Source organism: Streptomyces termitum, from assembly GCF_014650175.1.
Classification (GTDB): domain Bacteria; phylum Actinomycetota; class Actinomycetes; order Streptomycetales; family Streptomycetaceae; genus Streptomyces; species Streptomyces termitum.
Map to the genome: position 1 here is coordinate 105,297 of NZ_BMUL01000008.1, position 25,892 is coordinate 131,188.

Consider the following 25,892-nt stretch of genomic DNA (forward strand, 5'->3'; position numbering starts at 1 on the left):
TACCTCTCTCACGTTCACGGGCCCCAGAGGCCCACGTGCGCACCACCCTGCCACACCGCCGGCCGCACACCGGCGGCCGATCCCCCGGAGCGGGGCAGGTGCCGGGAGGGAGGCGGGGCGCGGTCGAGGTCGGGGGAACGCGCGCGGCGGACCGGGCCGGGGCCGGGCCGCCGTACTCCCTCCGCACCCTCCAGTTCATCGCGATCATGGCTTTGACCTGCGGATTTCGTACGCGTCTCCCGCGTGAACAGTGGGCGAACCCCTGGCGCGACGGGTGTCGGAGGCGCCGTAGCGCGTCATAGCCTCCCCGCCATGTCCGACTTCTCACGCCGCAAGGTCCTCGGCACCCTCGCCGCGGGCTCCGCGCTCTCCGTCCTGCCGCCCTCCCTCCTGACGGCCATGGCCGCCCCCATGCCGCGCGGTGGTCTGCGGACCATCGAGCACGTCATCGTGCTGATGCAGGAGAACCGTTCCTTCGACAACTACTTCGGTGCGCTCAGGGGTGTGCGCGGCTTCGGCGACCCGAGAGCGCTGCGGCTGCCCGACGGTACGAGCGTGTTCGAGCAGCCCCGCTCCGGCGGGCCCGCCGTCCCGCCGTTCTCCGCGCGGCGGGCGGCCGTCGAGGCCGGACGGCCCGAGAGCGACATCCAGTACCTCGGTTCGCTGCCGCACGGTTTCGCCGACGGGGTGCAGGCCCGCGCGAACGGCTGGTGGAACGACTGGGTCGCGGCCAAGGGCCAGAGCACCATGGCCCACTACGACCGGCGCGACATCCCGCTCCAGTACGAACTCGCCGACCGCTTCACCCTCTGCGACGCCTACCACTGCTCCGTCTTCGGCTCCACGAACCCCAACCGCAACTACCTGTGGACCGGCACCACCGGCTTCGAGCCCGGCGGCGGGGGCCGGGCCGTCACCAACGCCGCCTACTCCTACGGCCACGCCGGCTACGACTGGACCACCTATCCGGAGCGGCTGGAGGCCGCCGGGGTGTCCTGGCAGATCTACCAGGAGTGGGACAACTTCACCGACAACGCGGTGGAGTACTTCAAGCCGTGGAAGCGGATCGGCCGGAAGATCCTCACCTCCGCCGGGTTCCCGTACGCCACCACCGAGGAGTTCTACGACAAGCTGTGGGCGAAGGGCGAGGGCGAGCGGCGGGCCGACCTGGCCCGGTTCCGCACAGCGGTCGACGCCCTCCCCGAGGGCGAGCGGCGGCTGTTCCTGCGCGGCGCCCACCGCTCCGAACCGGGCACCCTGATCACCCGGATCAAGGCCGACATCAAGGCCGGGACCCTCCCGAAGGTCAGTTGGGTGGTCCCCACGGCCGCGCTGTCCGAACACCCCAGCTCCTCCACGCCCGTCGGCAGCGCCGGCCTCGTCCACGACCTGCTGGACGCCATCGCCTCGGACCCGAAGACCTGGTCGAAGACCGCGCTGTTCATCAACTTCGACGAGAACGACGGCTACTTCGACCACGTCCCCGCCCCCACCGCCCCCCGGCCGGACGGCGGCGACGGCGACGACTGGGTGGGCGGCCGTCCCGTCGGCCCGGGACCGCGCGTCCCGATGACCGTGGTGTCCCCCTGGACGGTCGGCGGATTCGTGAACTCCGAACTCTTCGACCACACCTCGGTGATCCGGTTCCTGGAGAAGTGGACCGGGGTCCAGGAACCGAACATCAGTGCCTGGCGGCGCAGCGTCTTCGGCGACCTGACCTCCGTGTTCGACTTCGACCGCGCCCACCGGCAGCCCGAGGTGGAACGGCCCGGCGCGGTCCCGGCGCCGGTCGGCCGCTGGAACCCGGTGCCGCCGACGGCACAGGAGCGATCCGTCCAGGAGCCCGGCGTCCGCGCCACCCGGCCCTCCCCGTACCGGCTCTCGCTGCGCGCCACCGTCACCGACACCGAGGTGCGGCTGGGGCTCGGCAACGAGGGGCGGCGGACCGCCGCGATCACCGCGTACCCGGGGGACGGGACCGCCCCGCGCACCTGGACCGTGGCCGGCCGGGACCGCGCCACCGACAGCCTGCCGTACGGCCCCGGGGGCTACGACCTCCAGGTGCACGGCCCCGGCTGGGCCCTGTGGGAACTGCGCGGCTCAGGCATCGGCGCCGAGGCGCACGTCGTGGAGCGCGCCCACGCCCGCAGTGTGGACGTGGAGTGCGCCAACCCGTCGGGACGGACCCGGACCCTCCTGATCGGCGAGTCCACCCATCCGCGGCACGGCGAGGGCGGCGTACGGACCGTCCGGCTGGCGCCCGGCCGGAAGCGGACCGTGTCCGTGCCGCTCGCCCGGCACGGCTGGTACGACATCGTGGTGCTCGACGAGGACGACCCGCGCTTCCTGCGGCGGATGGCCGGTCGGCCCGCGGACGCCGGACCGGGCGCCACCGACCCGGCGATCGGCACCGGACCGGTGCTGAGCGCGGCGCTCACCCTGCCGGAGCCACTGCCCCCGCTGACCGCCCCGTTCGTGCAGGGCAGCCCCGCCGAGGTGGCGGTGCGCGTGCGCAACGAGGGGAGCGGCCGGCTGCGGAACCTCGCGGTGTCGCTGTCGGCCCCGGCCGGCTGGACGGTCGAGCCCGCCGGGCCGGTCCCGCGGACCCTGCCCGGCGGCGGCTCGGCGGACCTGCGGTTCACCGTCACGCCCGCGGCGGACGCCACCGCCGGCACGCTCGCCGTCGCCGCCCGCGCCGAGGGCGACGGCCTGCTGCGGATCGCGGACACCCGGGGCCGGGCCGAGGTCGCCCGCGCGGTGAGCCTCGCCCTGACCGCGCCGGCGAGTTCTCCCGGCACCGACGGCTGCGCGCTGTACCCGGGGGAGCCGCTGGCCGTGACCGCGACCGTCACCAACGCGGGGAGCGCCCCGCTCACCGCCCTGTCGGCGGCGCTGGCGGTGCCGGAGGGGTGGCGGGCCGAACCGGCCGACGGCACCCCCGGCTCGGTTCCGGCCCGTACGTCGGTGAAGGTGGTCTGGAAGGTCACGGCGCCCGCCTCGGCGGCCCGGACCGCGGCGACGCTGACGGCGACCGTCGGCGGACGCGGCGCGGGCGGCGCGGCGGTGGAGCGGACCGGGACACTGGCCGTCCGGGTGGGGCCGGTGATGACCGGCTACCTGCTCGGCGAGAACTTCGAGTCCCTCGCCGACCGGCTGGCCCCGGCCACCGACCTGAGCCGTCCGGGGCTGCGGGGCTGGACGCGGACCGCGCCCGAGGGGTGGACGGTCACCAACGCGGCCGGGATGCCGCGGGGCACGGAGGAACTCGACGGCTGGTCGTTCCTGTCCCGGCAGTTCTGGTTCCCGGCCGGCCAGGAACGCGGCGCGTTCAGCCGGTCCCTGGGCGTCGTCGCCGTCGCCGACCCCGACGACTGGGACGACACGGGCAGCCCGTCCGCCCGCGGCGCCTTCGACTCGACGCTGACGACGCCCCCGGTCGCGATCCCGGCGGGGACCCCGACGCTGTACCTGGGCTTCGACTCCCACTACCGGCAGGAGAGCCCGCAGGAGGCCGAGGTGACCGTGGTCTTCGACACCGGCGCCACCTCCCGGGTGCTGCACTACTCCGGTGCCGCGTCGGGGAACACCAACGGCGGCCGCGACCAGCAGAACCGCCTCGTCACCTGTTCCTTCCCGGTGCCGGCCGACGCGCGCTCGGTGAAGGTGGGCTTCCGGGTCCACCACGCGGGCAACAACTGGTTCTGGGCCGTGGACAACATCCGGCTGGGCACCTCCCCCGTCGTCGACGCCTGACCGGCCCCGGCTCCGCCCCGTCCCCACCGGGGGCGGGGCGGAGCCGGGTCAGTCGCAGCAGTCGCAGCAGCACTTGCAGGGGTTGCAGCAGCCGTCCCCGCAACCGTCGCCCGAGCCGCCGCGGGAGCCGCCGGAGCCGCCCGAGCCGTGGCCGCCGCCCGAACCGCCGGACCAGCCGCCCGAGTTGCCGCCCGAATGGCCACCGCCGCCGCCCCGGCCGCCGAACCAGCCGTCTCCGGAACCGTCCCGGCCCGAGCCGCCGTCGCGGTTCCCGTCGCCGAACTGTACGGGTTCCACGTCGCCGTCGTCCGTGTCGTCGGCGCAGCGGCAGCACTCGTAGCAGAGCCGGCAGTCGGCGCACAGGCGGCGCCAGGCGCGGCATCGCCGGCACTCCCCGTCCGGCGGGCGGTTCGCCGCCTCCGCGCCGCCCCGCGGGGCCGTACCGGTGAGCGCCCCGACTCCGCAGGCGTGTTCGGGTTCCTCGGTGCGGCGGCCCAGCCGGGGCAGGAAGCGGGGGGCGTCGGCCGACCGGCGGTGGTCGCGGTGGTGGCGGTGGCGGGGGTCGAAGGCGCGGTCGACGGCGCGCTCCAACTCGCCGCCGAGCAGGGTCCGTACCAGACGGCCGTCGACGAAGTCGGCCTCGGACAGGGCGAGTCGGATGCCGTGGACGGCGTCGTCGCAGAGCCGCCGGACCTCGGCGCGGTCCGTGCCCGTCGCGGCGACCGGGTTCCAGGCGCCCGACGCGGCGTCCTCCTCCAGGTCCTCCACGGCGTCCAGCAGGTGCGCCAGCCGTCCGAAGAGGCGCCCGGCCTCCGCGAGCGGTTCGGCGTTGCCGGGGCGGCCGGTGAGGGTCGCGGTGTGGGCGAAGGCCGCCGCGGTGGCCGTCTCGGTGGGCTCCGTGACCGTCAGCAGCGATCCGCCCGGGAGGATCCCGCGCTCGATCTCCTGCTGGCGCTCGACCGCCCCGAGGAGCACCCCGGTGTCGAAGCCGAGCCGTTCGCCGCCGGCGGCGCCCGCGCGCTCCCAGCCCCGGGCGACCCTGCGCGCCGCCAGGGCGACCGGGCGGCGTGCCACCAGGCCGTCGCCGTCGGCCACGTGGTCGCGGATCTTCGCCGCGGCCAGCACCAGCGACACCGTCGCCGCCAGCCGCGCGCCCTCGCCCCGGGCCACGTCCGCCGACCGCATGCCGCGCAGCGGGCAGGGTCCGGCGGCCCTCCGCCAGTCCCCGGTGCGCTCCGACTGCGCCTCGGTCAGCACCGAGACGATCAGGCCGTCATAGTTGGTGGCCACCCGCGCGAACTGCCCGTACTCGCCGCGCAGCGCCAGGCACAGCCCGCACAGGTGCGCCATCCACTCGGTGCGCAGGCCCTCGCCCAGGCGGTGACGGCACGGTCTGATGATTCCGAACAAGGCGGTTCCCCCGTAGCAACGACTCCCCCGAGGCGCCCGCTCGGACGCCTCACGGATCAGGATCCTAGAGGGTCGCCCTCCGGCGGGTTCCCGGGGAAGTCCGGTGGGTCTCCCGGGGAAGCCCGGCGCCGGGCGGGGTCAGCGCGCCGACCGCTCCAGCGCGGCGAGGACCGGCGCCACGCCGTCCTCCGCCGCCAGCCGGCCGGCGAGCGCGCGGGCCCGCTCGCCGTGGACGCCGTCCCGCGTCGCCCGGCGCAGGGCGGGGGCCAGGGTCCCGGCGGTGAGCCGGGGCAGCGGAATCGCCCCGGGGGCGGTGCCCAGCGCGGTCAGCCGGGACGCCCAGAACGCCGCGTCGAACTGGACCGGCACCGGCACGGCGGGCACTCCGGCGCGCAGGACGGCGCCGGTCGTGCCCGCTCCCGCGTGGTGGACGACGGCGGCGGTCCGGGGGAAGAGCAGGGAGTGCGGCACCTCGTCGACGGTCAGGATGTCGTCGTCGCCGGCCCCGAGCCCCGCCCAGCCGCGCTGGACGATCCCGCGCACCTTCGCGGCGCGCAGCGCGGCGACGATCTCGCGGCTGGTCCGCTCGGGGTCGGGCACGGTGGCGCTGCCCAGGCCGACGAAGACGGGCGGGGGCCCGGCGTCGAGGAAGTCCTCCAGCTCCGGGGAGAGCCGTCCCGTCTCGTGCGGCCACCAGTATCCGGCGATCTCCAGCTCGGCGGGCCAGTCCCGGGGGCGGGGGACGACGAGTCCGCTGTAGCCGTGCAGCACCGGCCTCGGCCGGCGGCGGCGGCCCGTGGGGCGGAGCCCGTACCGGCGCAGGGAGCGCACGGGCTCGGTGAAGAGGAGCTCCACCGCGCCCATGACGACGCGGCCGCTCAGCCGGTTCCCCACCGCGCCCAGGGAGCGGGTGCCCAGGACGGGGGCGGGGAACTCGCGGGTCGGGTGGAGCGGCTGGAGGTGCAGTCCGAGGGCGGGCACGGACAGGGCGTCGGCAAGGGCGTATCCGAGCGGTCCCACCGCTCCGCCGACCAGCAGGACGTCGCCCCCGCGGGCCGCCGCCACCAGGCCCTCGGTCATCGCGTCGGCCACCGTCCGGGCCATGGAGGCCAGCCGGACGAGCTTCCCGGCGCCGCTGCTCGCGTCGTGCAGCCGCCGGCCGCGCGCGGAGTGCAACTCGGCCCTGGGGTCGACGGGCAGCGGGTGGAACCGCACGCCCGATCCCGCCACCAGGGGCTCGAACACCCCGTGCGTGGCGAGCGTCACCTCGTGCCCGGCCCGTACGAGACCGGCGCCCAGACCCGTGTACGGCGCGACGTCGCCCCGCGACCCCGCCGTCATCATCACGATGCGCACCCGGTCAGTGTGCCGCACGGGGGCGGGGCGGCGGGGGAAATGGGGAGAGGACGCCCCGGGCGGGTGTCAGGGTTCGATGAGCCCGGCCCGGATGGCGTACCGGGTCAGCTCCAGGCGGTCCTTGAGGCCGAGCTTCTGGAGGATGTTGGCGCGGTGCCGCTCCACCGTCTTCGGGCTGATGAAGAGCAGGTCCCCGATCTCCTTCGAGGTGTGGCCCTCCGCGACCAGCTTGAGGATCTCCTCCTCGCGCTCGGTGACCGGCCGTTCGGGCAGGCCCGCGCCGGACCGCGCCCGGTCGAGGTAGCTGCGGATCAGCGCGGTCTCGGCGCCGGGGTAGATGAACGGCTCGTCGCGCAGGGCGGCCCGGCACGCCTCCACCAGGTCCCGGTCGGCGACGGACTTCGGGACGTAGCCGTTGGCGCCGGCCCGCAGCGCCTCGAAGAAGTACTCCTCGTTGTCGTACATGGTGAGCATGAGGATGCGCAGGCCGGGCCGGAGCCGGGCCAGTTCGCGGGCGGCCTGGAGGCCGGTCATGCGGGGCATGGCGATGTCCAGGACGGCCAGGTCGAGCGCGTCGTCGCGGCGGGCGGCGGCGACGCCCTCGGCCCCGTCCCCGGCCTCCGCCACGACCTCCAGGTCCGGTTCGGCGTCGAGGATCAGCCGGACCCCGCGCCGGACCAGCGCGTGGTCGTCGACGAGCAGGATCCGGGCGGGCGTGCGTGCGGGGGTGGTCATCTCTCGTGTCCAGGGGTCGGCGGCCGGAGGGAGCGGACGGAGGCCGGAGCGGACGGGGGCGGTACGGGACCCGTCTCCGGGTAGGCCGGCAGGTCGAGGCGGACCTCCGTGCCGCCCGTCTCCCCCGGCCCGATGCGCAGGTCGGCGCCGACCAGCAGGGCGCGCTCGCGCATCCCGCCGATGCCGGCGCCCTCGGCGGCGCCCGCCGTGCCCCGGCCGTCGTCGCGGACGAGGAGCCGGACGCCGCCGCCGGGGGCCGGGCCGAGGCGCAGTTCGACGTGGGCGGCGCCCGCGTGCCGGGCCGCGTTGGTCAGGCCCTCCTGGGCGACCCGGTAGACGACGAGTTCGGTCGCCGGGTCGAGCGGGCCGGTGCCGGGGGCGAGGTGGGTGGTGACCCGCAGCCGGGAGGTGGACAGCTCCCCGGCCAGCGAGCGCAGCGCGCTGTGCAGGCCCAGCTCCTCCAGGACCCCGGGGCGGAGCCGGCGGGCGATGCGGCGGATCTCCTCCAGGCCGGCGCGGGTGGTCTCCTGCGCCTGCCGCAGGTCCTCGCGCAGTTCCACCGGAGCGTGGTCGGCGGTGTGCTTGAGCTGGAGGAGGACGGCGGTGAGGGTCTGGCCGACCTCGTCGTGCAGCTCGCGGGCGATCCGCTGCCGCTCGGCCTCCTGCGCGAGGAGGACCCGGCCGCTGCTGGTGGTCCGCTCGGCCTCCAGGCGGTCGAGCATGGCGTTGTACGCGGCGGTGAGGTCGGCGATCTCGCCCCGCCCGGTGACCTCGGGGCGGGGTTCCGGCCGGCGGAGGTCGGCGGTGGCCATGGCGCGGCCGAGCCGGCCGAGCGGGGCGAGGCCCACCCGGAGCAGGGCCGCGTTGAGGACCAGCATGAGGACCAGGCCGACGAGGAGGACGATCGCCTCGCCCGCGAGGACCGGCGACGAGACGGTGACGGGCCCGAGCAGCAGCCCGGTGGCGAGCACCAGGACGGCCGCGTTCAGGAGGAAGATCCGTCCGTACAGTGACACCGTCCCGCTCTCCCCTGTGGCTCCACCGGATGCCGCCGGGTCCTTCCCGGCGCGTGGAGGGCCTCGTGGCCTGCGAGGGAGCCTACGTCCCCGCCTCATCCTGGCGGCGGTCCGGGGCCGTGTCCATCCGTGACGACACCCATGCGCGAAATCCCTGGTAGATGGCATGATGTTCCGGCCGCGGCCCCGGCCCGCCCTCCCGTGGGAGGGGCACCGGCCTCCTCGCCGCGCGCGCTCACACGGAGACGAACACGAGGAGTCGGGGCTGTGCCCACTTCACGGATGAGCTCGACGCCGCTTCCCGGCATCGGCGTCCAGTACGACCTGACCACACGAGAACACCGGCACCTGTCGGTGATCGCCCACCGGGACGGCACGCGGAGCGTGAACGTCTACCGGTCGGACGATCCCGACGACTGCCTCCAGTCGCTGCACCTGACCGCCGGGGAGAGCGCCGCGCTCATCGACGCGCTGACGCCCTCCCACCACAGTCCGAACCTGCTGCACACCACCGAGCTGGGGCTCGTCGCGGAGCGGATCGAGCTCTCCTCCGCCTCGCACTGGAACGGACGGACCCTCGGCGAGACCCGCATGCGCACGGAGACCGGCGTGTCGATCGTGGCCGTACTGCGCCGCGCGGACGCCGTCCCGTCCCCCGGGCCCGGCTTCCGGCTGGCCGGCGGGGACACCCTCATCGTCATCGGTACCCATGAAGGCGTCGACGCCGCCGCCGCGATCCTTGGAAGGGAGTGATCGGTGCATTCGTCCGCCGTATTCCTCATCGAGTTCGGAGCGATCATCCTCGGTCTCGGCCTGCTCGGCCGCATGGCCGGGCGGCTGAAATTCTCGCCCATACCCCTGTACCTCCTGGCCGGACTCGCCTTCGGCGAGGGAGGACTGCTACCGCTGGGCGCCAGCGAGGAGTTCGTCGCCATCGGCGCCGAGATCGGCGTCATCCTGCTGCTCCTGATGCTCGGTCTGGAGTACACGGCGACCGATCTGGTCACCAATCTCAAGACGCAGTACCCGGCCGGTCTCGTCGACGGGGCGCTGAACGCCCTGCCCGGCGCGGCGATGGCCCTGCTCCTCGGCTGGGGTCCGGTGGCGGCGGTCGTGCTGGCCGGCGTCACCTGGATCTCGTCGTCCGGCGTCATCGCCAAGGTCCTCGGGGACCTCGGCCGGCTGGGCAACCGCGAGACGCCGGTGGTGCTCAGCATCCTGGTCCTGGAGGACCTGGCGATGGCGGTGTACCTGCCGATCGTGACGGCGCTGCTGGCCGGTGCCGGTCTCGCGGCCGGCAGCGTCACCCTCGCCATCGCGCTGGGCGTGGCCGGTCTGGTGCTCTTCGTCGCCGTCCGGTACGGGCGGCTGATCTCCCGCTTCGTCTCCAGCGACGACCCGGAGAAGCTGCTCCTGGTCGTCCTGGGCCTGACCCTGCTGGTGGCGGGCATCGCCCAGCAGCTCCAGGTGTCGGCGGCGGTCGGCGCGTTCCTGGTCGGCATCGCCCTGTCCGGTGAGGTCGCCGAGGGCGCGCACAACCTGCTCAGCCCGCTGCGGGATCTCTTCGCGGCCGTGTTCTTCGTCTTCTTCGGCCTGCACACGGACCCGACGAGCATTCCGCCGGTGCTGCTGCCCGCGCTGGCGCTCGCGGTGGTCACCGCCGGTACGAAGATCGCCACCGGTTACTGGGCGGCGCGGCGCAACGGGATCTCGGCGAAGGGCTCCTGGCGGGCCGGCGGCACGCTGGTCGCGCGCGGCGAGTTCTCCATCGTCATCGCGGGGCTGGCCGTCTCGGCGGGCATCGAGCCCTCGCTGGGCCCGCTGGCCACCGCGTACGTGCTGATCCTCGTGGTCATCGGGCCGCTGACGGCCCGCTACACGGAGCCCGTGGCCAGTTGGGTCATCGCCCGGCGCCGGCCGTCCGGTCCGGCGTCCGCGCCGGAACCGCAGGCGGCCGCCGAGGAGTCCGGCGGGGCGCACGACGAGCTCGCCGACACCGTGCGGCACGACCGCTGAGCGGAGGACGCCATGGGGGAGGCACGGGAGGGGACCGCGCCGGCTGAGGCCATGCTCGTCCTCGGGGACGACGCGCTGGCGCACCGGCTCGCCGCCGAGCTGGCCGGGGTGTACCGGCGGGACGTCGTCCTCGTCGCCCCCGGCGTCGGCGGCCGGGAGGGCGCGCCGGAGCGCGTCCGGTACGCGGAGGGCGCCGAGCCCGACGAGCGGACGCTGCTGGGGGCGGGGCTGCGGGGCGCCGAGGCGCTGGCGCTGCTCTACGAGGACGACGAGGTCAACATGCGGGCGGCGTTCCTGGCCCGCCGCCTCGCCCCGGGCGTCCGGCTGGTGCTGCGGATGTACAACCGCAACCTCGGGCACCTGATGGCCGACCTGCTGGACCGGGCGAGCGAACCGCCCGACGGTCCGGCGGACACGGACCGGGACGCCTCGACCGTCGTGCTGTCCGACGCGGACACCGCCGCGCCCGCGCTGGCCGCCACGGCCGTCGCGGGGACCCGGAAGGTGGTCCAGGCCGACGGGCTGCTGCTGCGGGCGGCCGAGCGGATGCCGCCGGGGCCCGGGGCGCTCGCCGCACCGGGCCTGGTGACGCTCGCGCTGCTCTCCTCGACCAGTGCCGACCCGGCCGGCGCGGACGGTTCGGACCGCAGCGGGGGCCTCGCGCCCCGGCTGCTGCCGGACGACGCGGAGGTGCGGGCGGCGGCCGGGCGCGGGGCGGTCGTCCTGGAGGCGATCGGCCGCGCCCCGGCGCAGCCGCGCCGCCGGGAGTCCCGGGGCGCCTCGCTGCGGGAGCTCCTGTCGGGGCGGCTGCGGCGGGCGCTGGCCGGGGTGGTCGCGGCGGTGACCGCGCTCTCCGTGACGGCCTGGCTGACCACCGGGGACCATCCCCTGCACGCGGCCTACCTGACCCTCCTGGACCTCTTCGCGATCAACGATCCGGCGGTCGGGGAGGAGACGTCCCGCCAGGTGCTCCAGCTGCTCGCCGGGCTGCTGGGCCTGGCGCTGCTGCCGCTGCTGATCGCGGGGGTCCTGGAGGCGCTGGGCGCGTACCGCAACGCGTCCGCGCTGCGGCGCCCGCCGCGCGGCCTGGACGATCACGTGGTGCTGCTCGGCCTGGGCCGGGTGGGCACCCGCGTGCTGGTGCGGCTGCGGGAGCTGGGGGTGCCGGTGGTGTGCGTGGAGGAGGACCCGGAGGCGCGGGGCATCCCGCACGCCCGGCGGCTGCGGGTGCCCGTGGTGCTGGGCGACGTCACGCAGGAGGGCGTCCTGGAGGCGGCGAAGGCGCCCCGGGCGCGGGCGCTGCTGGCGCTGACGAGTTCCGACACGACCAATCTGGAGGCGGCGCTCGCGGCCCGCGCGCTGGCGCCGGAGCTGCTGGTCGCGCTGCGGTTGTACGACGACGACTTCGCGACCACCGTCTACCGGGCCCTGCGGGCGGCGCACCCGGCCGCGCTGACCCGCAGCCGCAGCGTGTCGACGCTCGCCGCGCCGACCTTCGCCGCCGCGATGATGGGCCGCCAGATCCTGGGGGCGATCCCGGTGGAGCGGCGGGTGCTGCTGTTCGCCGCGGTCGACGTGGCGGGCCATCACCATCTGGAGGGGCGGACGGTCGCGGAGGCGTTCCGGCCGGGCGCGTGGCGGGTGCTCGCCCTCGACACGGGGGCGGGGACGGCGCCGGACCCCGCCGGTCCCGCGGAGCCCCCGGCGCTGCTGTGGAACCTCCACCCGGGGTACGTGCTCCAGGCCGGGGACCGGGTGGTGGTGGCGGTGACCCGGTCGGGTCTGCCCGACCTCCTGCACGGCACCGGCCGCCGGGGCGCGGGGCCCGTACCGGCGCCGCGTCCGCCCTCGGACCCGCCGGACCGCTCGCGCGCCGAACCGCCGGGCGGCGGCCGGACCGCCTGACCCCGGACGCGCGCGGGCCCGTTCCCCGTCGGGGGAGCGGGCCCGCGCGCGTCCGGCGGGTTCAGACCGCGTCGGCGAGGACCAGGGAGTGGATGCGGTCCGGGGCGCCGGGGCGGGCGTAGTACCAGCCCTGGGCGGTGTCGCAGCCGATCTCGCGCAGCCGGGCGGCCTGGGCCGCCGTCTCCACGCCCTCGACGGTGACGGCGAGTTCGAGGCTGTGGGCGAGGGAGACGATCCCCTCGACGATCTTCAGGTCGACGGGGTCCACCGGGTGCTGCTGCATGCCCCGGGTGAAGGAACGGTCCAGTTTGAGGACACTGACCGGCAGGCGGCGCAGGTTGGCCAGGTTGGAGTAGCCGGTGCCGAAGTCGTCGAGGGCGATGTCGACGCCCATCTCGGCGAGTTGGCGCAGCGGCTTGAGGAGGTCCTCGTCGGCGCCGATCAGGGCGGACTCGGTGACCTCCAGGCAGAGCGCGCCGGGGTCGAGCCCGGCCCGTTCGAGGACGTCGACGGTGTCGGCGACCAGCCGGGGGTGGTGGAGCTGGGTCGGCGACAGGTTGACGTTGACGCGGAGCGGTCCGGCGCCGCCGGTCCTGGGGTTCTCCAACTGCCAGGAGCGGGCCTGCCGGACGGCCTCCTGGAGGACCCAGCGGCCCAGCGGGACGATGAGGCCGGTGTCCTCGGCGAGCGGGATGAAGCGGTCGGGGCCGAGCACCCCGTGCTGGGGGTGGCTCCAGCGGACCAGGGCCTCGGCGCCGTGGACGCTGCCGTCGTCGAGGTGGACGAGCGGCTGGTACTCGATGAAGAACTCGCCGCGCTCCAGGGCGGTCGGCAGGGCGGTGGTGAGGCCGTGCCGGGTGATGGCGCGGGCGTCGGCCTCGGGGTCGGCGAGCTCGAAGCGGTTGCCGCCCGCCGACTTGGCCCGGTACATGGTGATGTCGGCGCTGCGCAGCACCTCGGCGGGGGTGCGCTCGCCGGCCGGGCCCTCGACGACGCCGAGGCTGCCGCGGACGGTGAGTTCGCGGCCGTCGATGCCGATCGGGCCGGAGAGGGCGGCGAGGATGCGGTCGGCGAGTCCGGCGACGTCCCGCTCCCCGTCGGTGCGGGTGGTGAGGGCGACGAACTCGTCGCCGCCGAGCCGGGCGACCATCTCGCCGGGGCCGGTGGCGCAGCTCTGGAGCCGGTCGGCGACCTCGACGAGGAGCCGGTCGCCGACGGAGTGGCCGAGGCTGTCGTTGATGGCCTTGAAGCCGTCGAGGTCGAGGTAGCAGAGGCCGAAGCGGCCCTTCTCCCCGTTCGGTCCCGCGGTGACGGCCTTCTCCAGGCGTTCGAAGAACAGGGTCCGGTTGGGGAGCCCGGTGAGGGCGTCGTGGGTGGCCTCGTACCGCAGGCGCAGGTGGAGCAGGCGCCGCTCGGTGACGTCCTCCATGAGCGCGAGCTGGTACTGCGGCTCGCCCTCGGCGTCGCGGAGCAGGGAGACGGTGAGGTTGGTCCACAGGACGGTGCCGTCGCCCCGGTAGTACGGCTTCTCCACCCGGTACTGCTCGCGCTCGCCGCGGACCAGTTCGTCGTAGAGCCGCCAGACGTGCGGGCCGTCCTCGGGGTGGACCCACTCGCTGATGTTGCTGCCCCGGACGTGGCCCTCGACGCCGCCGAACATGCGGGTGAGGGTGTTGTTGACCTCCAGGACGCGGCCGTCGAGGTCGGCGATGCCGATGCCGATGGCGGCCCCGTCGAAGACGGCCCGGAAGCGGCTCTCGGTGGCGTGCAGGGCGATCTCGGCGGCGCTGCGGGCGGCGAGCGCGGAGCGGGCGATGGACTCCTGCTCGGCCCGGGTCCGCTCGCGCAGGGCCTGGGCGTAGCCGGTGGCCATGGCGTGCTGGAGGCGGGCGCAGCGGGCCCGCAGGTCCTCGCCGCCGAGGCCGTCGTCCCGGCCGCAGTACAGGACCAGGTACGAGTCGACCACGCCGAGGCTGCGGCCGAGGGCGTCCGGGTCGGTGCAGTGGGCGTCGACGAGTCCGGCGCCGGCCCGCTGGGCGGGGGCCGTGTCGAAGGGCCGGGCGAGCAGCGCGTCGCACAGCAGCCGGGCGAGCGGCAGCAGGTGCCCCTCGAACTCGGCCCGGGTGAGGGAGGTGGCGGTCACCGGGAAGATGGCCCGGCCCCAGATGGTGACGAACCGCCTGAGTCTGTCCTCCGGGCCGTCGGTCTCCCCGGCGGATCCGGACGGCTGCGACGGGACCTTCACGCCTTGCGCCCCACCCCTGCGTAACCGGAGAAGGCATACGGATCCTCCTCCTCGGCCGGGCTGTCCGGCCGCCAGTGGGGCATCGGGACGAGGCCGGGTTCGACCGTCTCGACGCCCTCGAAGAAGCGGCCGATCTCCTCGGCCGTGCGCATCACCAGCGGGCTGCGGGTGGAGCGGTAGACGTCGACGGTGCCGCTGGCCCGCTCCGCGTCCACGGGGATGCCCTCGTAGGAGGCGTGGGTGAGGACCAGGAGGCTGCCGGGGGCGAGCGCGTCGAGGAGTTCGGCGACGGCCTCGTAGGGCCGGTCGGCGTCCTCCAGGAAGTGCAGGACGGCGATGAGCAGCAGGGCGACGGGCCGGTCGAAGTCGAGCAGTTCGCGGACCTCGGCGCTGTGCAGGATGTCGGCGGGACGGCGCAGGTCGGCGGCGACGACGCCGGTGCCGTCGACGCCGTCGAGGACGGCCCGGCTGTGGGCGACGGCGACCGGGTCGTGGTCGACGTAGACGACGCGGGCGGCGGGGTCGGCGGCGCGGGCGACCTCGTGGACGTTGCCGAAGGTCGGTATCCCCGACCCGATGTCGAGGAACTGGGTGACGTCGTTGTCAGCGGCGTAGCGGACGGCGCGGCGCATGAAGGCCCGGTTCGCCTGCATGATCTTGGGCAGGCCGGGCAGGAACTCCATCGCCTTGCGGGCGGCTTCCCGGTCGACCTCGAAGTTGTGCGAGCCGCCCAGATAGAAGTCGTACATACGGGACACGCTCGGCACCGAAATGTCGATGCCGGGCGGGGCCCAGGCGGGACGCTCCATCGATGTCTCCAACAAGTCGCCACGGGGTGTGCGGCCCGGTGTTCGCGGCCGTGTTCGAGGTGAGGCTACTGATCGTCCGCCGAGAGGGCGAGTAGAAACGGAAATTCGCGGTCCGTTCTTGGTCACACGCCTTTGACAGGTGCTGTCGGAGCGAATAGTTCACGCCTTCAGGCCGTGCACCTTCACGTGCATCTGATCGTGCGTCGAATGCGGAGAACGATACAAGAGCGGACCGCACCCGCCCGCACCTCGGTGATCTTCCCGACGACCGCGGCCGCCGGCGCGCCCCGGTCCGGCCCACCGCCCCCACCAGGGGGTGAGAACCGGACAGTTATGGCCGGAGGGCACCCGGACGGCTCCCGTCGGCCATGACGCGCCCCCCATGGATACCCCTTCCCCGGGCCGGAAATCCTTCCTTCGGGGGGCGGACGTCAAACCGACGCCCCACGAGATCCCCACCATCCGGGGAATCCCCCCGCATTCGGCCCCCGGTTCGGCGTGCGTGTGTTCAAGCTCGTCGGCGTGTCTCTGTACGGATCATCCCTCGCGCGGCCGTTGGCAGCCGCCGCCCTGGTGTGGCTGCTCGCCGCGCCCGCGCCGGCCGCCGCCGACTCCTGCGCCTTCGCCACGGTCGGGCCCGGGGGCTCGCACACGTCGGTGTCGGTCATCGGGCCGGGCGGCTCGTGCTCGCCGCCGCCCCGGCCCACCACACCGCCGCCGACGACTCCCCCGCTCCCCTCCACCACTCCGCCCGCCCCTCCGAGACCCCCCACCCAGCCGCCGAGGCCGACCCCGGCCCCTCCGCCGCCCGTCCCTCCCGCGCCCGCGCCCCCCTCCGGGCCCGCGTCCCGGCCGCCCGCCGCCACCCCGGCGCCCCGGCCGAGCCCGGACCCCGCCGCCCCCTCCTCCCCCGCGCCCGCGCCCCCGGCGCCGGAGGAGCCCCCGGCCCCCGCACCGCCCGCCCCGACGGCGGCGCCGCATCCCGCGCCCGCCGGGGCGGCCGCCCTCCCGCACTACCGCCGGGCGGCCCGGCCCCAGCCCAAGAGCACCGGTTCGCCCGTCACCACGATGCTCCTCATCACCGCGCCCGCCGTGATCGCGACCGTGGTCCTGCGCCCGCGCTCCCGCTGACCGGAGCCCCCGCCCTTCCCCGCACCACCGCACATCCCCGTAACCCCGTAGCCCCCTGCCCCCTTATCCCCTTGACACCGCCCCTCCGCGGGCTCCGCGGAAGAACCGAGGAACACCCATGTCCGAATGGCTCGTCCTGGCCCTGGCGATGGCCGCCGCCTGCGCCGTCGTCCTGGCGATCGTCGTCATCAACCAGCGCCGGATCACCGACGACGACGACCCGAGCGAGACCCCCGACGTGCTCGAATACATGACGATGATGATCGGCGTGATCTACGCGATCGTCCTCGGTCTCGCCATCGCCGGCGTGTGGGAGGCGCGCGGCGCCGCCCAGGAGGTGGTGCGCCAGGAGGCCCAGGCGATGCACGAGATCTCCGAGCGGGTGCAGGTCTACCCGGAGCCGGTCCGCACCCGGATCCGCGGCGACGTCGACGCGTACGTCTCGTACGTGGTGAACCAGGAGTTCTCGCACATGGCCGACGAGGGCACGACCACCCCGGAGGGCGACGCGCTCCTCGGGAAGGTGCGGCGCAGCGTCACCGACTACGTGCCCGCGAACGACTTCGAGGGCCAGGCGTACCAGCCGCTGGTCGACCAGGTGATGGTGGCGGACGACGCGCGCGGCGCGCGCGGGCAGAGCGCCGGGGAGACCATGCCGGGGGTGGTCTGGTTCGGCCTGATCATCGGCGCCCTGGTCTCGGTCGGGCTGATCTTCATCCTCCAGATCCGGCGCACCGGGCGGGAGTTGCTGCTCGCGGGCCTCTACAGCGCGCTGATCGCCTTCCTCCTCTTCCTGATCTGGGACTTCGACGCGCCGTTCGGCCGCGGCCTGGCGGCCACCGCCGCGCCGTTCACCGACCTGTTCCCGCAGGTCACAGGCTGATCCACCGGTCGAAACTGTACCGTTCGGGGGACTCCCATGCCCCATTCGCGCGTCTGGGATCGCGGCTGTGGTAGTGCGCTCCTAGCGTGGCGGGCAACGAGGTGCTTTGAGGCTCCTCGCGGCCAAACCGCCGCGGCCGGCCCTCGGGACCCGGAGGAATCACCATGCGCGCGATACGTGCCGCGTCCGCCACCCTGCTGGGGGCGGTCGCCCTCGCCCTGGCGGCTCCCGCCGCAGCGCTCGCCGTCGACGGCGCGCCCGCTCCGAACCCGCGGGCGCGCGGAGCGAAGGCGGCGGGCGACTACGTCGTCTCCCCGTCCCTGGTCGCCCCCGGCGGCCGGGTGACGCTCAGCGCCCCCGGCTGCTCCAGCACGGCGACGGCGACGGCGGGCATCTTCGACACCGTCCAGATCGCACCCGGTTCGGCCGCCACCGCCACCGTGGACGCGGACGCCAAGCGCGGCGCCGTGTACACGGTGGCGTTCAACTGCTCGGGCGGGGGCCAGACCACTGTGGACCTGACGATCAGCGGCCTCGCGACGACGACGCCCACGACGGGTGCGACGGTGCTGCTGGCACCGCGCGGCGTCCAGGGCGGACTGGGCGGTTCACAGGCCGGTCCGGGGCCCGGGACACTGGCGGCCGGCACGGCCCTGGTACTCGCCGCGGCGGCCGGTTCGGCGTACGCGCTCCGCCGCCGCTCGGCCCGCCGCCACTGACCCCGCCCGGGGCGGACGGCCGACGGCCCGCCGCCCCCGGTTCCCTCTCGGGACACGGGGGCGGCGGGCACGGCCGGCGGACCGGGAGGTTCGTCCGGTCAGACGCCCGCGCCGGTGACGCGGCGGCGGCGGATCACGAAGAGTCCGCCGCCGAGCGCGGCGGCGGCGACCAGACCGCCGCCGACGGCCATCTCGGTGGAGCTGGGCGCCAGCGAGCCGCCCAGACCGCCCTGGGTGCCGTTGCCCGACAGGACGCGGAACGGGTGCGTGACGACCTTGGAGTTGTCGCTGCACTTGACGGCCAGGTTGTAGTTGCCCGGCGTGGCGTTGTTGTAGACGCGGGCGATGCCGCTGGACAGGCCGTCGGAGTTGACCGAGAGGCTGGTCTCCGGGAAGGCGTTGGACGTGACGGTGCCTCCGTGGCCGCAGCCCTTGGCGGTGATCGTGATCGTCGACCCCGCGTGGACGTCGTAGGGGTTGACGGTGACGCCGCTGGGGCCGTTGGTGGCGGCGGCGAGGGGCGCGGCCAGGCCGACCGCCGCGAGCGCGGTGGCGGTCACCGCCAGAGTGCGTGCAGCACGCATGGTTGAACCTCCAGTGGAAGACGCCCCGAAGCGGTGCTCCGGGAGATTCGACGAGTACGTCTTCCATGACGAACCATCACAACTTGGGGCATTCCTTGCACATCGGCGCTGGGCCGGTCCGGTGAGCGACCGTGCCGCCGATCGAGTTGCTCGCGCGGGGACAACCGCAGGTCAGAGGCGCACGGAACGATTGTCTGACGAATACTCGGATGGGCCAGCGCCCTGTCACCCGGGGTGACGAACGCCCCCGGGACCGCCCCCGTCCGCGCCGCGCGGGAGCGGTGGCGGGGAGCCGGCGGCGGAGCGGAAGGCCGGTGCGGGGCCGGGTCCGGCGCGGGGCCACCCGGACGGCGGCGGTGACGACCCGTTCGGTCCGCCCGGAGCGCGGGGCCGCGGACCCGCCCTTACCGTTCTCACGTCGCCACGAAGGGAGAACCATGCCCCCGAAGGACTTCCGCGTTCCCGAGCGCAGGAGACGACACCCCTGGGGCGTCCTGGCCCTCGCCATGCTGTCCGGACTCGCGATGATGCGCAACGGCGTGGACGTCGCGGGCGGTCCGCCGCAGCCGGCCGCCGCGGCCCGTCCGGCGGCGCGGCCGGTCGCGCCGCCGCCCGCCGAGGCGTCCGCGGGCCTCCGGCCGCTGCCGTTCGCGCCCGCCTCCCGGATCCGCGTCCCGGCGATCGGCGTGGCCGCGCCGATCATGGACGTGGGCCTGGACGCGGAGGGCTGGGTGGCGGCCCCGCCCCCGGAGGACGCCAACCTGGCGGGCTGGTACCAGAACGGCATCGCGCCGGGCCAGCGCGGCACCGCCGTGATCGTCGGGCACGTCGACAACAAGAAGGGCCCGGCCGTCTTCTACGGGCTCGGCGCCGTGGAGAAGGGTCAGCACGTCGAGGTCGAGCGGTACGACGGACGGGTGGCCGTCTTCGAGGTCTACGGCGTGGAGGTGTACTCCAAGGCGGACTTCCCCGGCCCGCAGGTGTACGGCGACACGGGGCAGCCGGAGCTGCGGGTGATCACCTGCGGCGGCGGCTACACCCGGGCGGGCGGCTACGACGGGAACGTGGTCGTCTACGCCCGCATGGTCGCCTCGCGCTGACCGCCGGGCACGGCGAGGGGCGCGGAGGGGGAATCCCTCTCCGCGCCCCTCGCCGTGCGCCCCGTCAGCGCCGGGGCAGGGTGAGCGTGTAGCCCTCGTCGAGGAGGGCGGGGAGGTAGCGGCGGAGCGCGGCGACGCTCTGCGAGCGGTTCCCTCCCGCGTCGTGCGAGAGGACGACGACACCGGGCCCGGCCCCGGCGAGGACCCGGCGGACGATGGTGTCGGCGCCGGGCTCCGTCCAGTCGAGGGTGTCGACGGTCCAGGCCAGCGGCTCCATGCCGAGTTCCGCGCCGATCTCGAAGGAGTGCCGGTTCCAGGCGCCGTACGGGGCCCGGTACCAGCGCGGGGCCTCGCCGAGGACCTTCTCGACGACCTCGCTGGTGGAGCCGAGCTCGGTGCGGATGCGGGAGGGCGGCAGCTTGGGGACGAGCGGATGGGTCCAGGTGTGGTTGCCGACCACGTGCCCCTCGTCGGCCATCCGCCGCAGCAGGTCCCGGTTGTCCGTCGCCATCTCGCCGCAGACGAAGAAGACGGCGCGGCAGTCGTACCGCCGCAGGGTGTCCAGGATCGCCGGGGTGTAGCGGGGGTCGGGGCCGTCGTCGAAGGTGAGGACCATGGCGCGGCCGACGTCCGCGAGGGAGAGGAAGGGGCGGGTGCGGACCGGCGGCAGGGCGTGCGGGGCGGCGGCGGGGGCGTACGCGGTCATCGGCCGGAGCCGGTACGCGGCGGGGCTCAGCCGGGGTGCGGCGGGCGCCCCGGCGGCGGGGGCGGCGGGCCGGGCGGGGGGCGCCGCGGCGGGCGCGGGGGCGTCGGCGGTGAGGCAGTCGACGGCGAGGGCCCCGGCCGTGACGGTGGCGCCGAGGGCGGCGGCGAGACGGAGCGCCGACCTCCGTCCGATGAGAGGCTGATCATTTTTCATGACCCATGGTTCGTACGGAGCGGGGTGCGGGGCGCTCACCGACACCGGGCCGCCGCCCGATTGCACCCGATGGGCCGATACCCTCGAAAAGTGAGCGAACAGCGGCCCCATCAGTTCGAACGAGGCACCGACGGCCCCAAGGTGATCATGGCCGGGGTGGACGGTTCGGCCTCGTCCTTGCGGGCGGCGGCGTACGCGGCCGGGCTGGCCCGGCGGCAGAACGCCCTCCTCTCCCTGGTCTACGTGCAGCCGGTGCTGGCCGCCGGCGCCGCCCTGGGCGCCCCGGTGACCGGGGCGACCGAGGAGATAGCGGAGGGGCTGGCCGCGGAGATCCGCACCTCGGCCGAGCGGGTCAGGGACCTGTGGCGGGTGCGGTGGGAGTTCCACACCTTCAAGGGGGACGCCTACGCGGGCCTGGTGCGGGCTGCGGACGAGCTGAAGGCGGACGCCGTGGTGGTGGGCGCCTCGGAGTCGGCCGGGCACCGCTTCGTCGGCTCGGTGGCGGTACGGCTGGTGAAGGCGGGCCGCTGGCCGGTCACGGTCGTCCCCTGACCGGCCTCACGGCTCCGGCGGCAGCGGCGGGACGGGTGCGGGTGCGGGTGCGGGTCAGCTTCCCATCACCAGTCCGTCCCTGTCGGCGCCCCGGCCCGTGACGACCTGGCGGATCGTCTCGCGGATGCCGGGATGGCGCGGGTCGGAGCCGTCGGAGGCGCCGAGGTTGACCACCCGGCCGTCCTCGGTGTCGAACCACTGCGGCACGAACTCGGCCTTGACGACCTCCCAGCGGGCGCCGGGCCGCTTCGGCGGGGCGAAGGTGAAGCGGCCGATGCTGCCCTGGTTGCCCCGGGGGTCGAAGGCGCCCTCGTGGTTGATCATGTCCCCGGCGATCTGGTCGCCCATCCCGTAGACCACCCAGGTGCCGTTGACCTTCTCGTACGCCTGGGGCACGTGGGCGTGGGTGCCCACGATGAGGTCGATGTCGGGGCGGTCGCCGGTGCGGGAGGCGGTGAGCGTCCGGGCGAGGGAGAGCTGCCGCTCGTCGGGCTCGGTCTGCCACTCGGTGCCCCAGTGGACGCTGACCACGACGACGTCGGCGCCCGCCGCGCGGGCCGCGCGGGCGTCGGCGACGATCTTCGTCTCGTCGAGCGGGTTCACCGCCCAGGGCTGCCCCTCGGGCAGCGGGTAGCCGTTGGTGTCGTAGGTGTAGGCGAGCTGGGCGACGGTCGCGCCGCCCGCCTTGAGGAGGGTGGGCCGGGCCGCCTCGGCGGCGGTGCGGGCCGAGCCCGCGTGCCGGACGCCCGCCGCGTCGAGGGCGTCGAGGGTGCGGGCGAGTCCGGCGGCGCCGTCGTCGAGGGTGTGGTTGGAGGCGGTGGAGCAGGAGTCGTAGCCGGTGGCCTTCAGCGCGGCGGCGACCTCGGGCGGGGACTTGAAGGCGGGGTAGCCGGTGTAGGGCCCGCCGTCCGCCCCGTACACGGTCTCCATGTGGCAGAGGGCCACGTCGGCGCGGGAGACGACCGGCTTCACCCCGGCGAGCATGGGGGCGAAGTCGTAGCCGTCGCCGCCCGCGTCGGCGGCGGCGCGGCGGATGATCGAGTCGTGCGGGAGGACGTCGCCGGAGGCCACCAGGGTGAAGCCGGCGGGCCGGGGCGCCGGAGCGGCGGGGCGCGGGACGGCGGAGCCGCGCGGCGGGTCGCCGGGGTCGGCCGGGTCCCCGGCGGGGCCGCCGCCCTGCGCACACGCGGCGACGACGGCGAGCAGCGCGCCGGCGAGGACGGTGGAGCCGGTACGGGCGAGTCTGGCGCGTGCCGGTCTGGTGCCTGCGGTCATGACGACTGCCACCCCGATCATCGGAAGAACATGTGTTCTGCCGAATTCATCTTCCGGACGGCGCTCCGTCAAGACACTCGGCCGGGCCCGGCGGCGAACCCCACCGAATCGGACGTACGCACGCCACCCGATCGCCGTCCGACCGTTCGCCGTGCCATTCGCCGCTCGTTACGACCGTTCGCCGCAGACCGCTGCCCGTTCCCTGTCCCCGTCCGCCCGGATGCGTTCGTATACGGCGCGGACGACGAACCGCGGAGCGGGCGGGGAAAGGCGGAGGCCATGACAACGGCGACGATGACGACGACCGTGACGGCACACGCGGCCGGTGGGCCGGTGGGGACGACGGGTACGACGGGGCGGCCGGGGCCGGTGGGGCGAGCGGGGGCAGTGGAGCGGCCGGGTCCTGTGGGACGGGTGGGGACCGCGGAGCGGGCGGGGGCCGTGGGGCCGCCGGGTACGGCGGGACCTCTGGGGACGACCGACGAGCGGACGCTCCAGGAGCTTCAGCGGGAGCACGGCCCGGCCCTCTTCTCGTTCCTGCTGGGCCTCACCTACGGGGACCGCCAGCGCGCCGAGGACCTCGCCCAGGAGACCCTGGTCCGGGCCTGGCAGCATCCCGAGGCGTTCAGCGACGCGTACGCCTCCATCCGGCCCTGGCTGTTCACGGTGGCCCGCCGGATCGCCATCGACGCCCGCCGCTCCCGGCTGGCCCGCCCCGCCGAGATCGGCGACGGGGTCCTCGCGGTCACCCCCGACCCCTCCGACCCGACCGAGTCGGCCGAGGCGGCGCTCGACGTCCGGGCGGCGGTACGGGAGTTGAGCCCGGAGCACCGGGCCGTCCTGGTCCGGCTCTACTTCCACGGGCTCACCGTCGCCGAGGCCGCCCGCGACCTCGGCATCCCGGCCGGGACGGTCAAGTCCCGCTCCCACTACGCCCTTCGGCAGCTCGGCCGCGCGCTGCCCGGCTACCGGCCCCGGCACGGCGCCGTCGCCCGGCCGCGCGCCGTGGCCGCACGATGACGCCGTGACGCTGACTCCCGCCGCCGAGAAGATCCTCGCCGGGCACTTCGCCCCCCGGGTCCTCGATCCGGGGCTGACCGTCGACGCCGTCGGCGAGCGGGAGGCCGTCCTCCGGCTCCCCCGGTCGGACCGGCCGGCCCGCGAGGGCGGCGGACTCTCCGGGCAGGCCCTGACGGCGGTCTACGCCCTGCTCGCCCCGGGCGCCCCTCCCGCCTGAAACGGGGCGTCCCCGCCCTCCGGAGAGGACGGGGACGCGGACGGACGGGGGATCAGCAGGGGCGGATGTGGTAGACCGGGGTCCAGGACGCGGTGCCCGTCCCCTTGGCCACGTGGGACCAGCGCTCGCTGCCGTCGCTGTTGTAGAAGCGGGCGCGGGTGCCGGGGGTCTGGTTGTTGTTGAAGGTGCCGTTGCCGATGCCGTTGAAGTCGTAGTAACCGCACCGGTAGTAGTCGTAGTTCACACCGCGCCCGTCGGTGATGCACAGGTGCCCGTCGCCGCAGGCCGCGCGCGCGTCCGGGGCGGCGAGATCTCGTGGTTCGGTCTGTCCCGGGGCGGGGACCGTGACGGTGCCGCCCGGGATGGCGAGGGTGTTGGCCGAGGTCTGGCGGGCCTGCGGCTCCCGGGCGAGGACGGCGTCGACCTGCTGCTGGAGCTGTCCGGCCTGCCGGTCGGTGAGGCCGGCGGCCCGTACCTGCTCGGCGTAGGCCCGCTGTTCGGTCGGGGCGGCGGATGTCGAGGCGTGGGCGGAGAGGGCGGGGCCCGCGATCAGGGCCACGGCGGCGGCCGTCAGACCTGCGGATCGGCGGAACGAGATGCGCTTCACGGTCTTCTCCTGTCGGTTGCTCGTGCACCTCTTCGAGGAGCGAGGGCAGGCTTTCCAGCCGGATGTCCGCCTAAGGGCCGCAAAGGACAGGTTCACCGTTTGGTGGTACAGGCACCTTTTTCACGCGAAGGAACGCCTCCATCGAACGCATGTACCCACCCTGTCCGAGGTTCACCGAGGAGAAGCACCGGATAAAGGACACCGGCCTCCACCACCCCGGGCACCGGTCCCGCACCACCGTTTGGAACGCCCCGAACCGGGTATCTCCGGCTCTCCCCCACCGCCCGGCGAGGTGACGCCGGGGCAGGCGGGCGGGCGCGCAACCCGGTACGGCGGCGATGTCGGACCCCGGTGTTAGCGTCGCCGCCATGGCGAATCGTTCCTACCTCTACTCCACCGACTCGATGCCGAGCGAGGCCGGGACACCCCGGCGGATCCGCTGCGTGTCCGAACACAACTGGGACGTCCCGCTGGCGCACAAGCTGCTGGCCGGACGCGGGACGGTGGTCGTGCCGTCCATGATCTGGAACCCTCCCGTCGGCATCGCCGCACGGTACGACGGCGGGGCGGAGCTGCTCCTCGGTCTCCTGCGCGTGGTCGGCGAGGGCCTGGAGGGCGACGCCGGGTTCGCCGAGTGCGTCGCCGGGACCACGGCCCACCTGGAGAAGCAGCGGGCCGAGTACGCCGTCCTGGAGACCGGCGAGGTCGTCTCGATGACGGACGACGACCCGGTGGAGAGCGTACGGCGCCTGGTGGCCTCGGACATTCCCGCCGCCGTCGCCCGCGCCGAGGAGGCGATCGCCGGCCGGGACGACGCGTGGCTGGCCTCGGTACGGGCCGACTGGCAGCGGCACTTCGCGTCCTTCTACGCCGACGCGCTCTACTTCTCCTTCCCCGGCTGACGGGGCGGGCGCCCCCGGGGCTACGCCTCCGGCGGGGAGCCGGGGGCGAGGGTCTCCAGGGCCTTGTCGAGGCGGGCCCGCCGGGTCTCCGGGGTGAGGGCCTGGAGGAGGGGCAGGATCAGGAGGTAGCGGCCCGTCTTGTCGAGGGCCTCGAAGGCGTGCCGGGCGGCGGGGTCCGCGTCGAGCGCCGCCGCGAGGTCGGGCGGGACGGTGGCCGTCTTCTGGGACTCGTAGGCCGCCGCCCACCGGCCGTCCTCCTGCGCCTTGCGCACCTCGGCCAGGCCGGGTTCGCGCATGCGGCCCTCGGCGGTGAGGGCGGCCACCTTGTCGACGTTCACCCGCGACCAGAGGCTCTTGGGGCGGCGCGGCACGTACTTCTGGAGGTAGTACCGCTCGTCGAGCGAGCGCCGCTGGCCGGAGATCCAGCCGTAGCAGAGTCCGATGTCGACCAGTTCGTCGTCGGTGACGGTCGGGATGCCGGACTTCTTCTTGGCGACCTGGACCCACACGCCCTCCTGGCACGTGTGGTGCCCGGCGAGCCATTCCTCGAACGCCGCCCCGTCCTCGAACGCGAGGATCTCCACTCCACCGATCTCAGCCATGCGGCCCAGGGTATCGCCCGTGCGACCGGGTCGCGGCCCGGTGGCGCGATCATCCTCCGGGAGGGTCAAGTATCGGACACCGGTGTGGGGTTGATGGGCTTTCAGGTTTACCGCCGGGCACTCCGGGAGGGCGGTA

22 protein-coding genes and 1 pseudogene are annotated in these 25,892 nt (G+C 75.0%); 12 read left to right on the forward strand and 11 right to left on the reverse strand.

The features are described from left to right. Positions 1-312: 312 nt before the first annotated feature. A complete protein-coding gene (locus tag IE219_RS32425) occupies positions 313-3,753 on the forward strand; it encodes a phosphocholine-specific phospholipase C (protein ID WP_189978192.1) in 3,441 nt (1,146 codons plus the stop codon). A 48-nt stretch (positions 3,754-3,801) separates the two neighbouring features. Here the strand turns inward: IE219_RS32425 and IE219_RS17015 are convergent, their stop codons facing one another. From IE219_RS17015 to IE219_RS17030, 4 genes are all read right to left on the reverse strand, one after another. Continuing rightward, complete coding sequence (locus IE219_RS17015; protein ID WP_189978194.1) at positions 3,802-5,163, reverse strand: DUF5685 family protein; 1,362 nt, start codon at positions 5,161-5,163, stop codon at positions 3,802-3,804. 138 nt (positions 5,164-5,301) lie between these two features. Beyond that, positions 5,302-6,504 carry a glycosyltransferase gene (locus tag IE219_RS17020; protein WP_189978539.1) on the reverse strand — a complete coding sequence of 401 codons (1,203 nt, stop codon included), beginning with the start codon at positions 6,502-6,504 and terminating at the stop codon, positions 5,302-5,304. Between the two features lie 81 nt (positions 6,505-6,585). After that, entirely contained in the window at positions 6,586-7,254 is a 669-nt protein-coding gene (locus tag IE219_RS17025; RefSeq protein WP_189978196.1) for a response regulator, read from the reverse strand. Then, complete coding sequence (locus IE219_RS17030; RefSeq protein ID WP_189978198.1) at positions 7,251-8,270, reverse strand: HAMP domain-containing sensor histidine kinase; 1,020 nt, start codon at positions 8,268-8,270, stop codon at positions 7,251-7,253. Before IE219_RS17030 ends, IE219_RS17025 begins: the two co-directional genes overlap by 4 nt. Before the next feature lie 282 nt (positions 8,271-8,552). On the opposite strand from IE219_RS17030, the gene IE219_RS17035 reads away from it, so the two are divergent. The 3 genes from IE219_RS17035 to IE219_RS17045 are packed head-to-tail and all read left to right on the forward strand — an operon-like array spanning position 8,553 to position 12,191. Continuing rightward, on the forward strand, positions 8,553-9,023 hold the full coding sequence (locus IE219_RS17035) for a cation:proton antiporter regulatory subunit (RefSeq protein WP_189978541.1): 471 nt from the start codon (positions 8,553-8,555) through the stop codon (positions 9,021-9,023). A gap of 3 nt (positions 9,024-9,026) precedes the next feature. Next, positions 9,027-10,286 (forward strand): cation:proton antiporter, encoded by a 1,260-nt coding sequence (locus IE219_RS17040; protein ID WP_229849813.1) that lies wholly within the window; start codon positions 9,027-9,029, stop codon positions 10,284-10,286. A 12-nt stretch (positions 10,287-10,298) separates the two neighbouring features. Next, complete coding sequence (locus tag IE219_RS17045; protein WP_373298849.1) at positions 10,299-12,191, forward strand: NAD-binding protein; 1,893 nt, start codon at positions 10,299-10,301, stop codon at positions 12,189-12,191. 61 nt (positions 12,192-12,252) lie between these two features. Here the strand turns inward: IE219_RS17045 and IE219_RS17050 are convergent, their stop codons facing one another. Both IE219_RS17050 and IE219_RS17055 read right to left on the reverse strand, forming a co-directional pair. Further along, the gene (locus tag IE219_RS17050) at positions 12,253-14,436 is read right to left on the reverse strand and encodes a putative bifunctional diguanylate cyclase/phosphodiesterase (RefSeq protein ID WP_189978200.1); all 2,184 of its coding nucleotides are present in this window, start codon (positions 14,434-14,436) and stop codon (positions 12,253-12,255) included. Next, a complete protein-coding gene (locus IE219_RS17055) occupies positions 14,433-15,245 on the reverse strand; it encodes an SAM-dependent methyltransferase (RefSeq protein ID WP_189978202.1) in 813 nt (270 codons plus the stop codon). Before IE219_RS17055 ends, IE219_RS17050 begins: the two co-directional genes overlap by 4 nt. Positions 15,246-15,800: 555 nt before the next feature. Here IE219_RS17055 and IE219_RS17060 point away from each other — a divergent pair. The 3 genes from IE219_RS17060 (at position 15,801) to IE219_RS17070 (ending at position 17,978) form a co-directional block, all read left to right on the forward strand. After that, entirely contained in the window at positions 15,801-16,376 is a 576-nt protein-coding gene (locus tag IE219_RS17060) for a hypothetical protein (protein WP_229849836.1), read from the forward strand. A 118-nt stretch (positions 16,377-16,494) separates the two neighbouring features. Further along, positions 16,495-17,259 carry a bestrophin-like domain gene (locus IE219_RS17065; protein WP_189978204.1) on the forward strand — a complete coding sequence of 255 codons (765 nt, stop codon included), beginning with the start codon at positions 16,495-16,497 and terminating at the stop codon, positions 17,257-17,259. A gap of 164 nt (positions 17,260-17,423) precedes the next feature. Beyond that, the gene (locus IE219_RS17070; protein WP_189978206.1) at positions 17,424-17,978 is read left to right on the forward strand and encodes a hypothetical protein; all 555 of its coding nucleotides are present in this window, start codon (positions 17,424-17,426) and stop codon (positions 17,976-17,978) included. A gap of 98 nt (positions 17,979-18,076) precedes the next feature. Here the strand turns inward: IE219_RS17070 and IE219_RS17075 are convergent, their stop codons facing one another. Further along, positions 18,077-18,562: a hypothetical protein gene (locus tag IE219_RS17075; RefSeq protein ID WP_189978208.1), complete on the reverse strand. Its 486-nt coding sequence runs from the start codon at positions 18,560-18,562 to the stop codon at positions 18,077-18,079. Positions 18,563-18,999: 437 nt separating this feature from the next. On the opposite strand from IE219_RS17075, the gene IE219_RS17080 reads away from it, so the two are divergent. Beyond that, positions 19,000-19,662 (forward strand): class F sortase, encoded by a 663-nt coding sequence (locus tag IE219_RS17080; RefSeq protein ID WP_189978210.1) that lies wholly within the window; start codon positions 19,000-19,002, stop codon positions 19,660-19,662. Between the two features lie 64 nt (positions 19,663-19,726). Here the strand turns inward: IE219_RS17080 and IE219_RS17085 are convergent, their stop codons facing one another. Continuing rightward, positions 19,727-20,581 carry a polysaccharide deacetylase family protein gene (locus tag IE219_RS17085; RefSeq protein WP_189978212.1) on the reverse strand — a complete coding sequence of 285 codons (855 nt, stop codon included), beginning with the start codon at positions 20,579-20,581 and terminating at the stop codon, positions 19,727-19,729. A 90-nt stretch (positions 20,582-20,671) separates the two neighbouring features. Between IE219_RS17085 and IE219_RS17090 the strand changes: the two genes are divergently transcribed. Continuing rightward, positions 20,672-21,133, forward strand: a complete 462-nt coding sequence (locus tag IE219_RS17090; RefSeq protein WP_189978214.1) for a universal stress protein — start codon at positions 20,672-20,674, stop codon at positions 21,131-21,133. A gap of 54 nt (positions 21,134-21,187) precedes the next feature. Here the strand turns inward: IE219_RS17090 and IE219_RS17095 are convergent, their stop codons facing one another. Further along, complete coding sequence (locus tag IE219_RS17095; RefSeq protein ID WP_189978555.1) at positions 21,188-22,408, reverse strand: CapA family protein; 1,221 nt, start codon at positions 22,406-22,408, stop codon at positions 21,188-21,190. 414 nt (positions 22,409-22,822) lie between these two features. On the opposite strand from IE219_RS17095, the gene IE219_RS17100 reads away from it, so the two are divergent. Both IE219_RS17100 and IE219_RS17105 read left to right on the forward strand, forming a co-directional pair. Continuing rightward, a complete protein-coding gene (locus tag IE219_RS17100; protein ID WP_229849815.1) occupies positions 22,823-23,428 on the forward strand; it encodes a sigma-70 family RNA polymerase sigma factor in 606 nt (201 codons plus the stop codon). A 4-nt stretch (positions 23,429-23,432) separates the two neighbouring features. After that, positions 23,433-23,606: pseudogene (locus IE219_RS17105) on the forward strand (thioesterase); the annotation flags it as partial. 91 nt (positions 23,607-23,697) lie between these two features. On the opposite strand, the gene IE219_RS17110 reads toward IE219_RS17105, so the two are convergent. Further along, positions 23,698-24,252, reverse strand: a complete 555-nt coding sequence (locus tag IE219_RS17110; RefSeq protein ID WP_229849816.1) for a hypothetical protein — start codon at positions 24,250-24,252, stop codon at positions 23,698-23,700. Between the two features lie 368 nt (positions 24,253-24,620). On the opposite strand from IE219_RS17110, the gene IE219_RS17115 reads away from it, so the two are divergent. Then, complete coding sequence (locus IE219_RS17115; RefSeq protein ID WP_189978216.1) at positions 24,621-25,154, forward strand: DUF7822 domain-containing protein; 534 nt, start codon at positions 24,621-24,623, stop codon at positions 25,152-25,154. Positions 25,155-25,174: 20 nt separating this feature from the next. Here IE219_RS17115 and IE219_RS17120 read toward each other — a convergent pair whose 3' ends face one another. After that, positions 25,175-25,756 (reverse strand): YdeI/OmpD-associated family protein, encoded by a 582-nt coding sequence (locus IE219_RS17120; protein ID WP_189978218.1) that lies wholly within the window; start codon positions 25,754-25,756, stop codon positions 25,175-25,177. Between the last annotated feature and the right edge of the window lie 136 nt (positions 25,757-25,892).

Bases quoted from the DNA above. Each gene is read 5' to 3' on its own strand.
- IE219_RS32425 (WP_189978192.1), top strand. From the start codon at position 313: ATGTCCGACTTCTCACGCCGCAAGGTCCTCGGCACCCTCGCCGCGGGC.
- IE219_RS17020 (WP_189978539.1), bottom strand. From the start codon at position 6,504: ATGACGGCGGGGTCGCGGGGCGACGTCGCGCCGTACACGGGTCTGGGC.
- IE219_RS17025 (WP_189978196.1), bottom strand. From the start codon at position 7,254: ATGACCACCCCCGCACGCACGCCCGCCCGGATCCTGCTCGTCGACGAC.
- IE219_RS17035 (WP_189978541.1), top strand. From the start codon at position 8,553: ATGAGCTCGACGCCGCTTCCCGGCATCGGCGTCCAGTACGACCTGACC.
- IE219_RS17045 (WP_373298849.1), top strand. From the start codon at position 10,299: ATGGGGGAGGCACGGGAGGGGACCGCGCCGGCTGAGGCCATGCTCGTC.
- IE219_RS17055 (WP_189978202.1), bottom strand. From the start codon at position 15,245: ATGGAGCGTCCCGCCTGGGCCCCGCCCGGCATCGACATTTCGGTGCCG.
- IE219_RS17065 (WP_189978204.1), top strand. From the start codon at position 16,495: ATGTCCGAATGGCTCGTCCTGGCCCTGGCGATGGCCGCCGCCTGCGCC.
- IE219_RS17070 (WP_189978206.1), top strand. From the start codon at position 17,424: ATGCGCGCGATACGTGCCGCGTCCGCCACCCTGCTGGGGGCGGTCGCC.
- IE219_RS17075 (WP_189978208.1), bottom strand. From the start codon at position 18,562: ATGCGTGCTGCACGCACTCTGGCGGTGACCGCCACCGCGCTCGCGGCG.
- IE219_RS17080 (WP_189978210.1), top strand. From the start codon at position 19,000: ATGCCCCCGAAGGACTTCCGCGTTCCCGAGCGCAGGAGACGACACCCC.
- IE219_RS17085 (WP_189978212.1), bottom strand. From the start codon at position 20,581: ATGAAAAATGATCAGCCTCTCATCGGACGGAGGTCGGCGCTCCGTCTC.
- IE219_RS17095 (WP_189978555.1), bottom strand. From the start codon at position 22,408: ATGACCGCAGGCACCAGACCGGCACGCGCCAGACTCGCCCGTACCGGC.
- IE219_RS17115 (WP_189978216.1), top strand. From the start codon at position 24,621: ATGGCGAATCGTTCCTACCTCTACTCCACCGACTCGATGCCGAGCGAG.
- IE219_RS17120 (WP_189978218.1), bottom strand. From the start codon at position 25,756: ATGGCTGAGATCGGTGGAGTGGAGATCCTCGCGTTCGAGGACGGGGCG.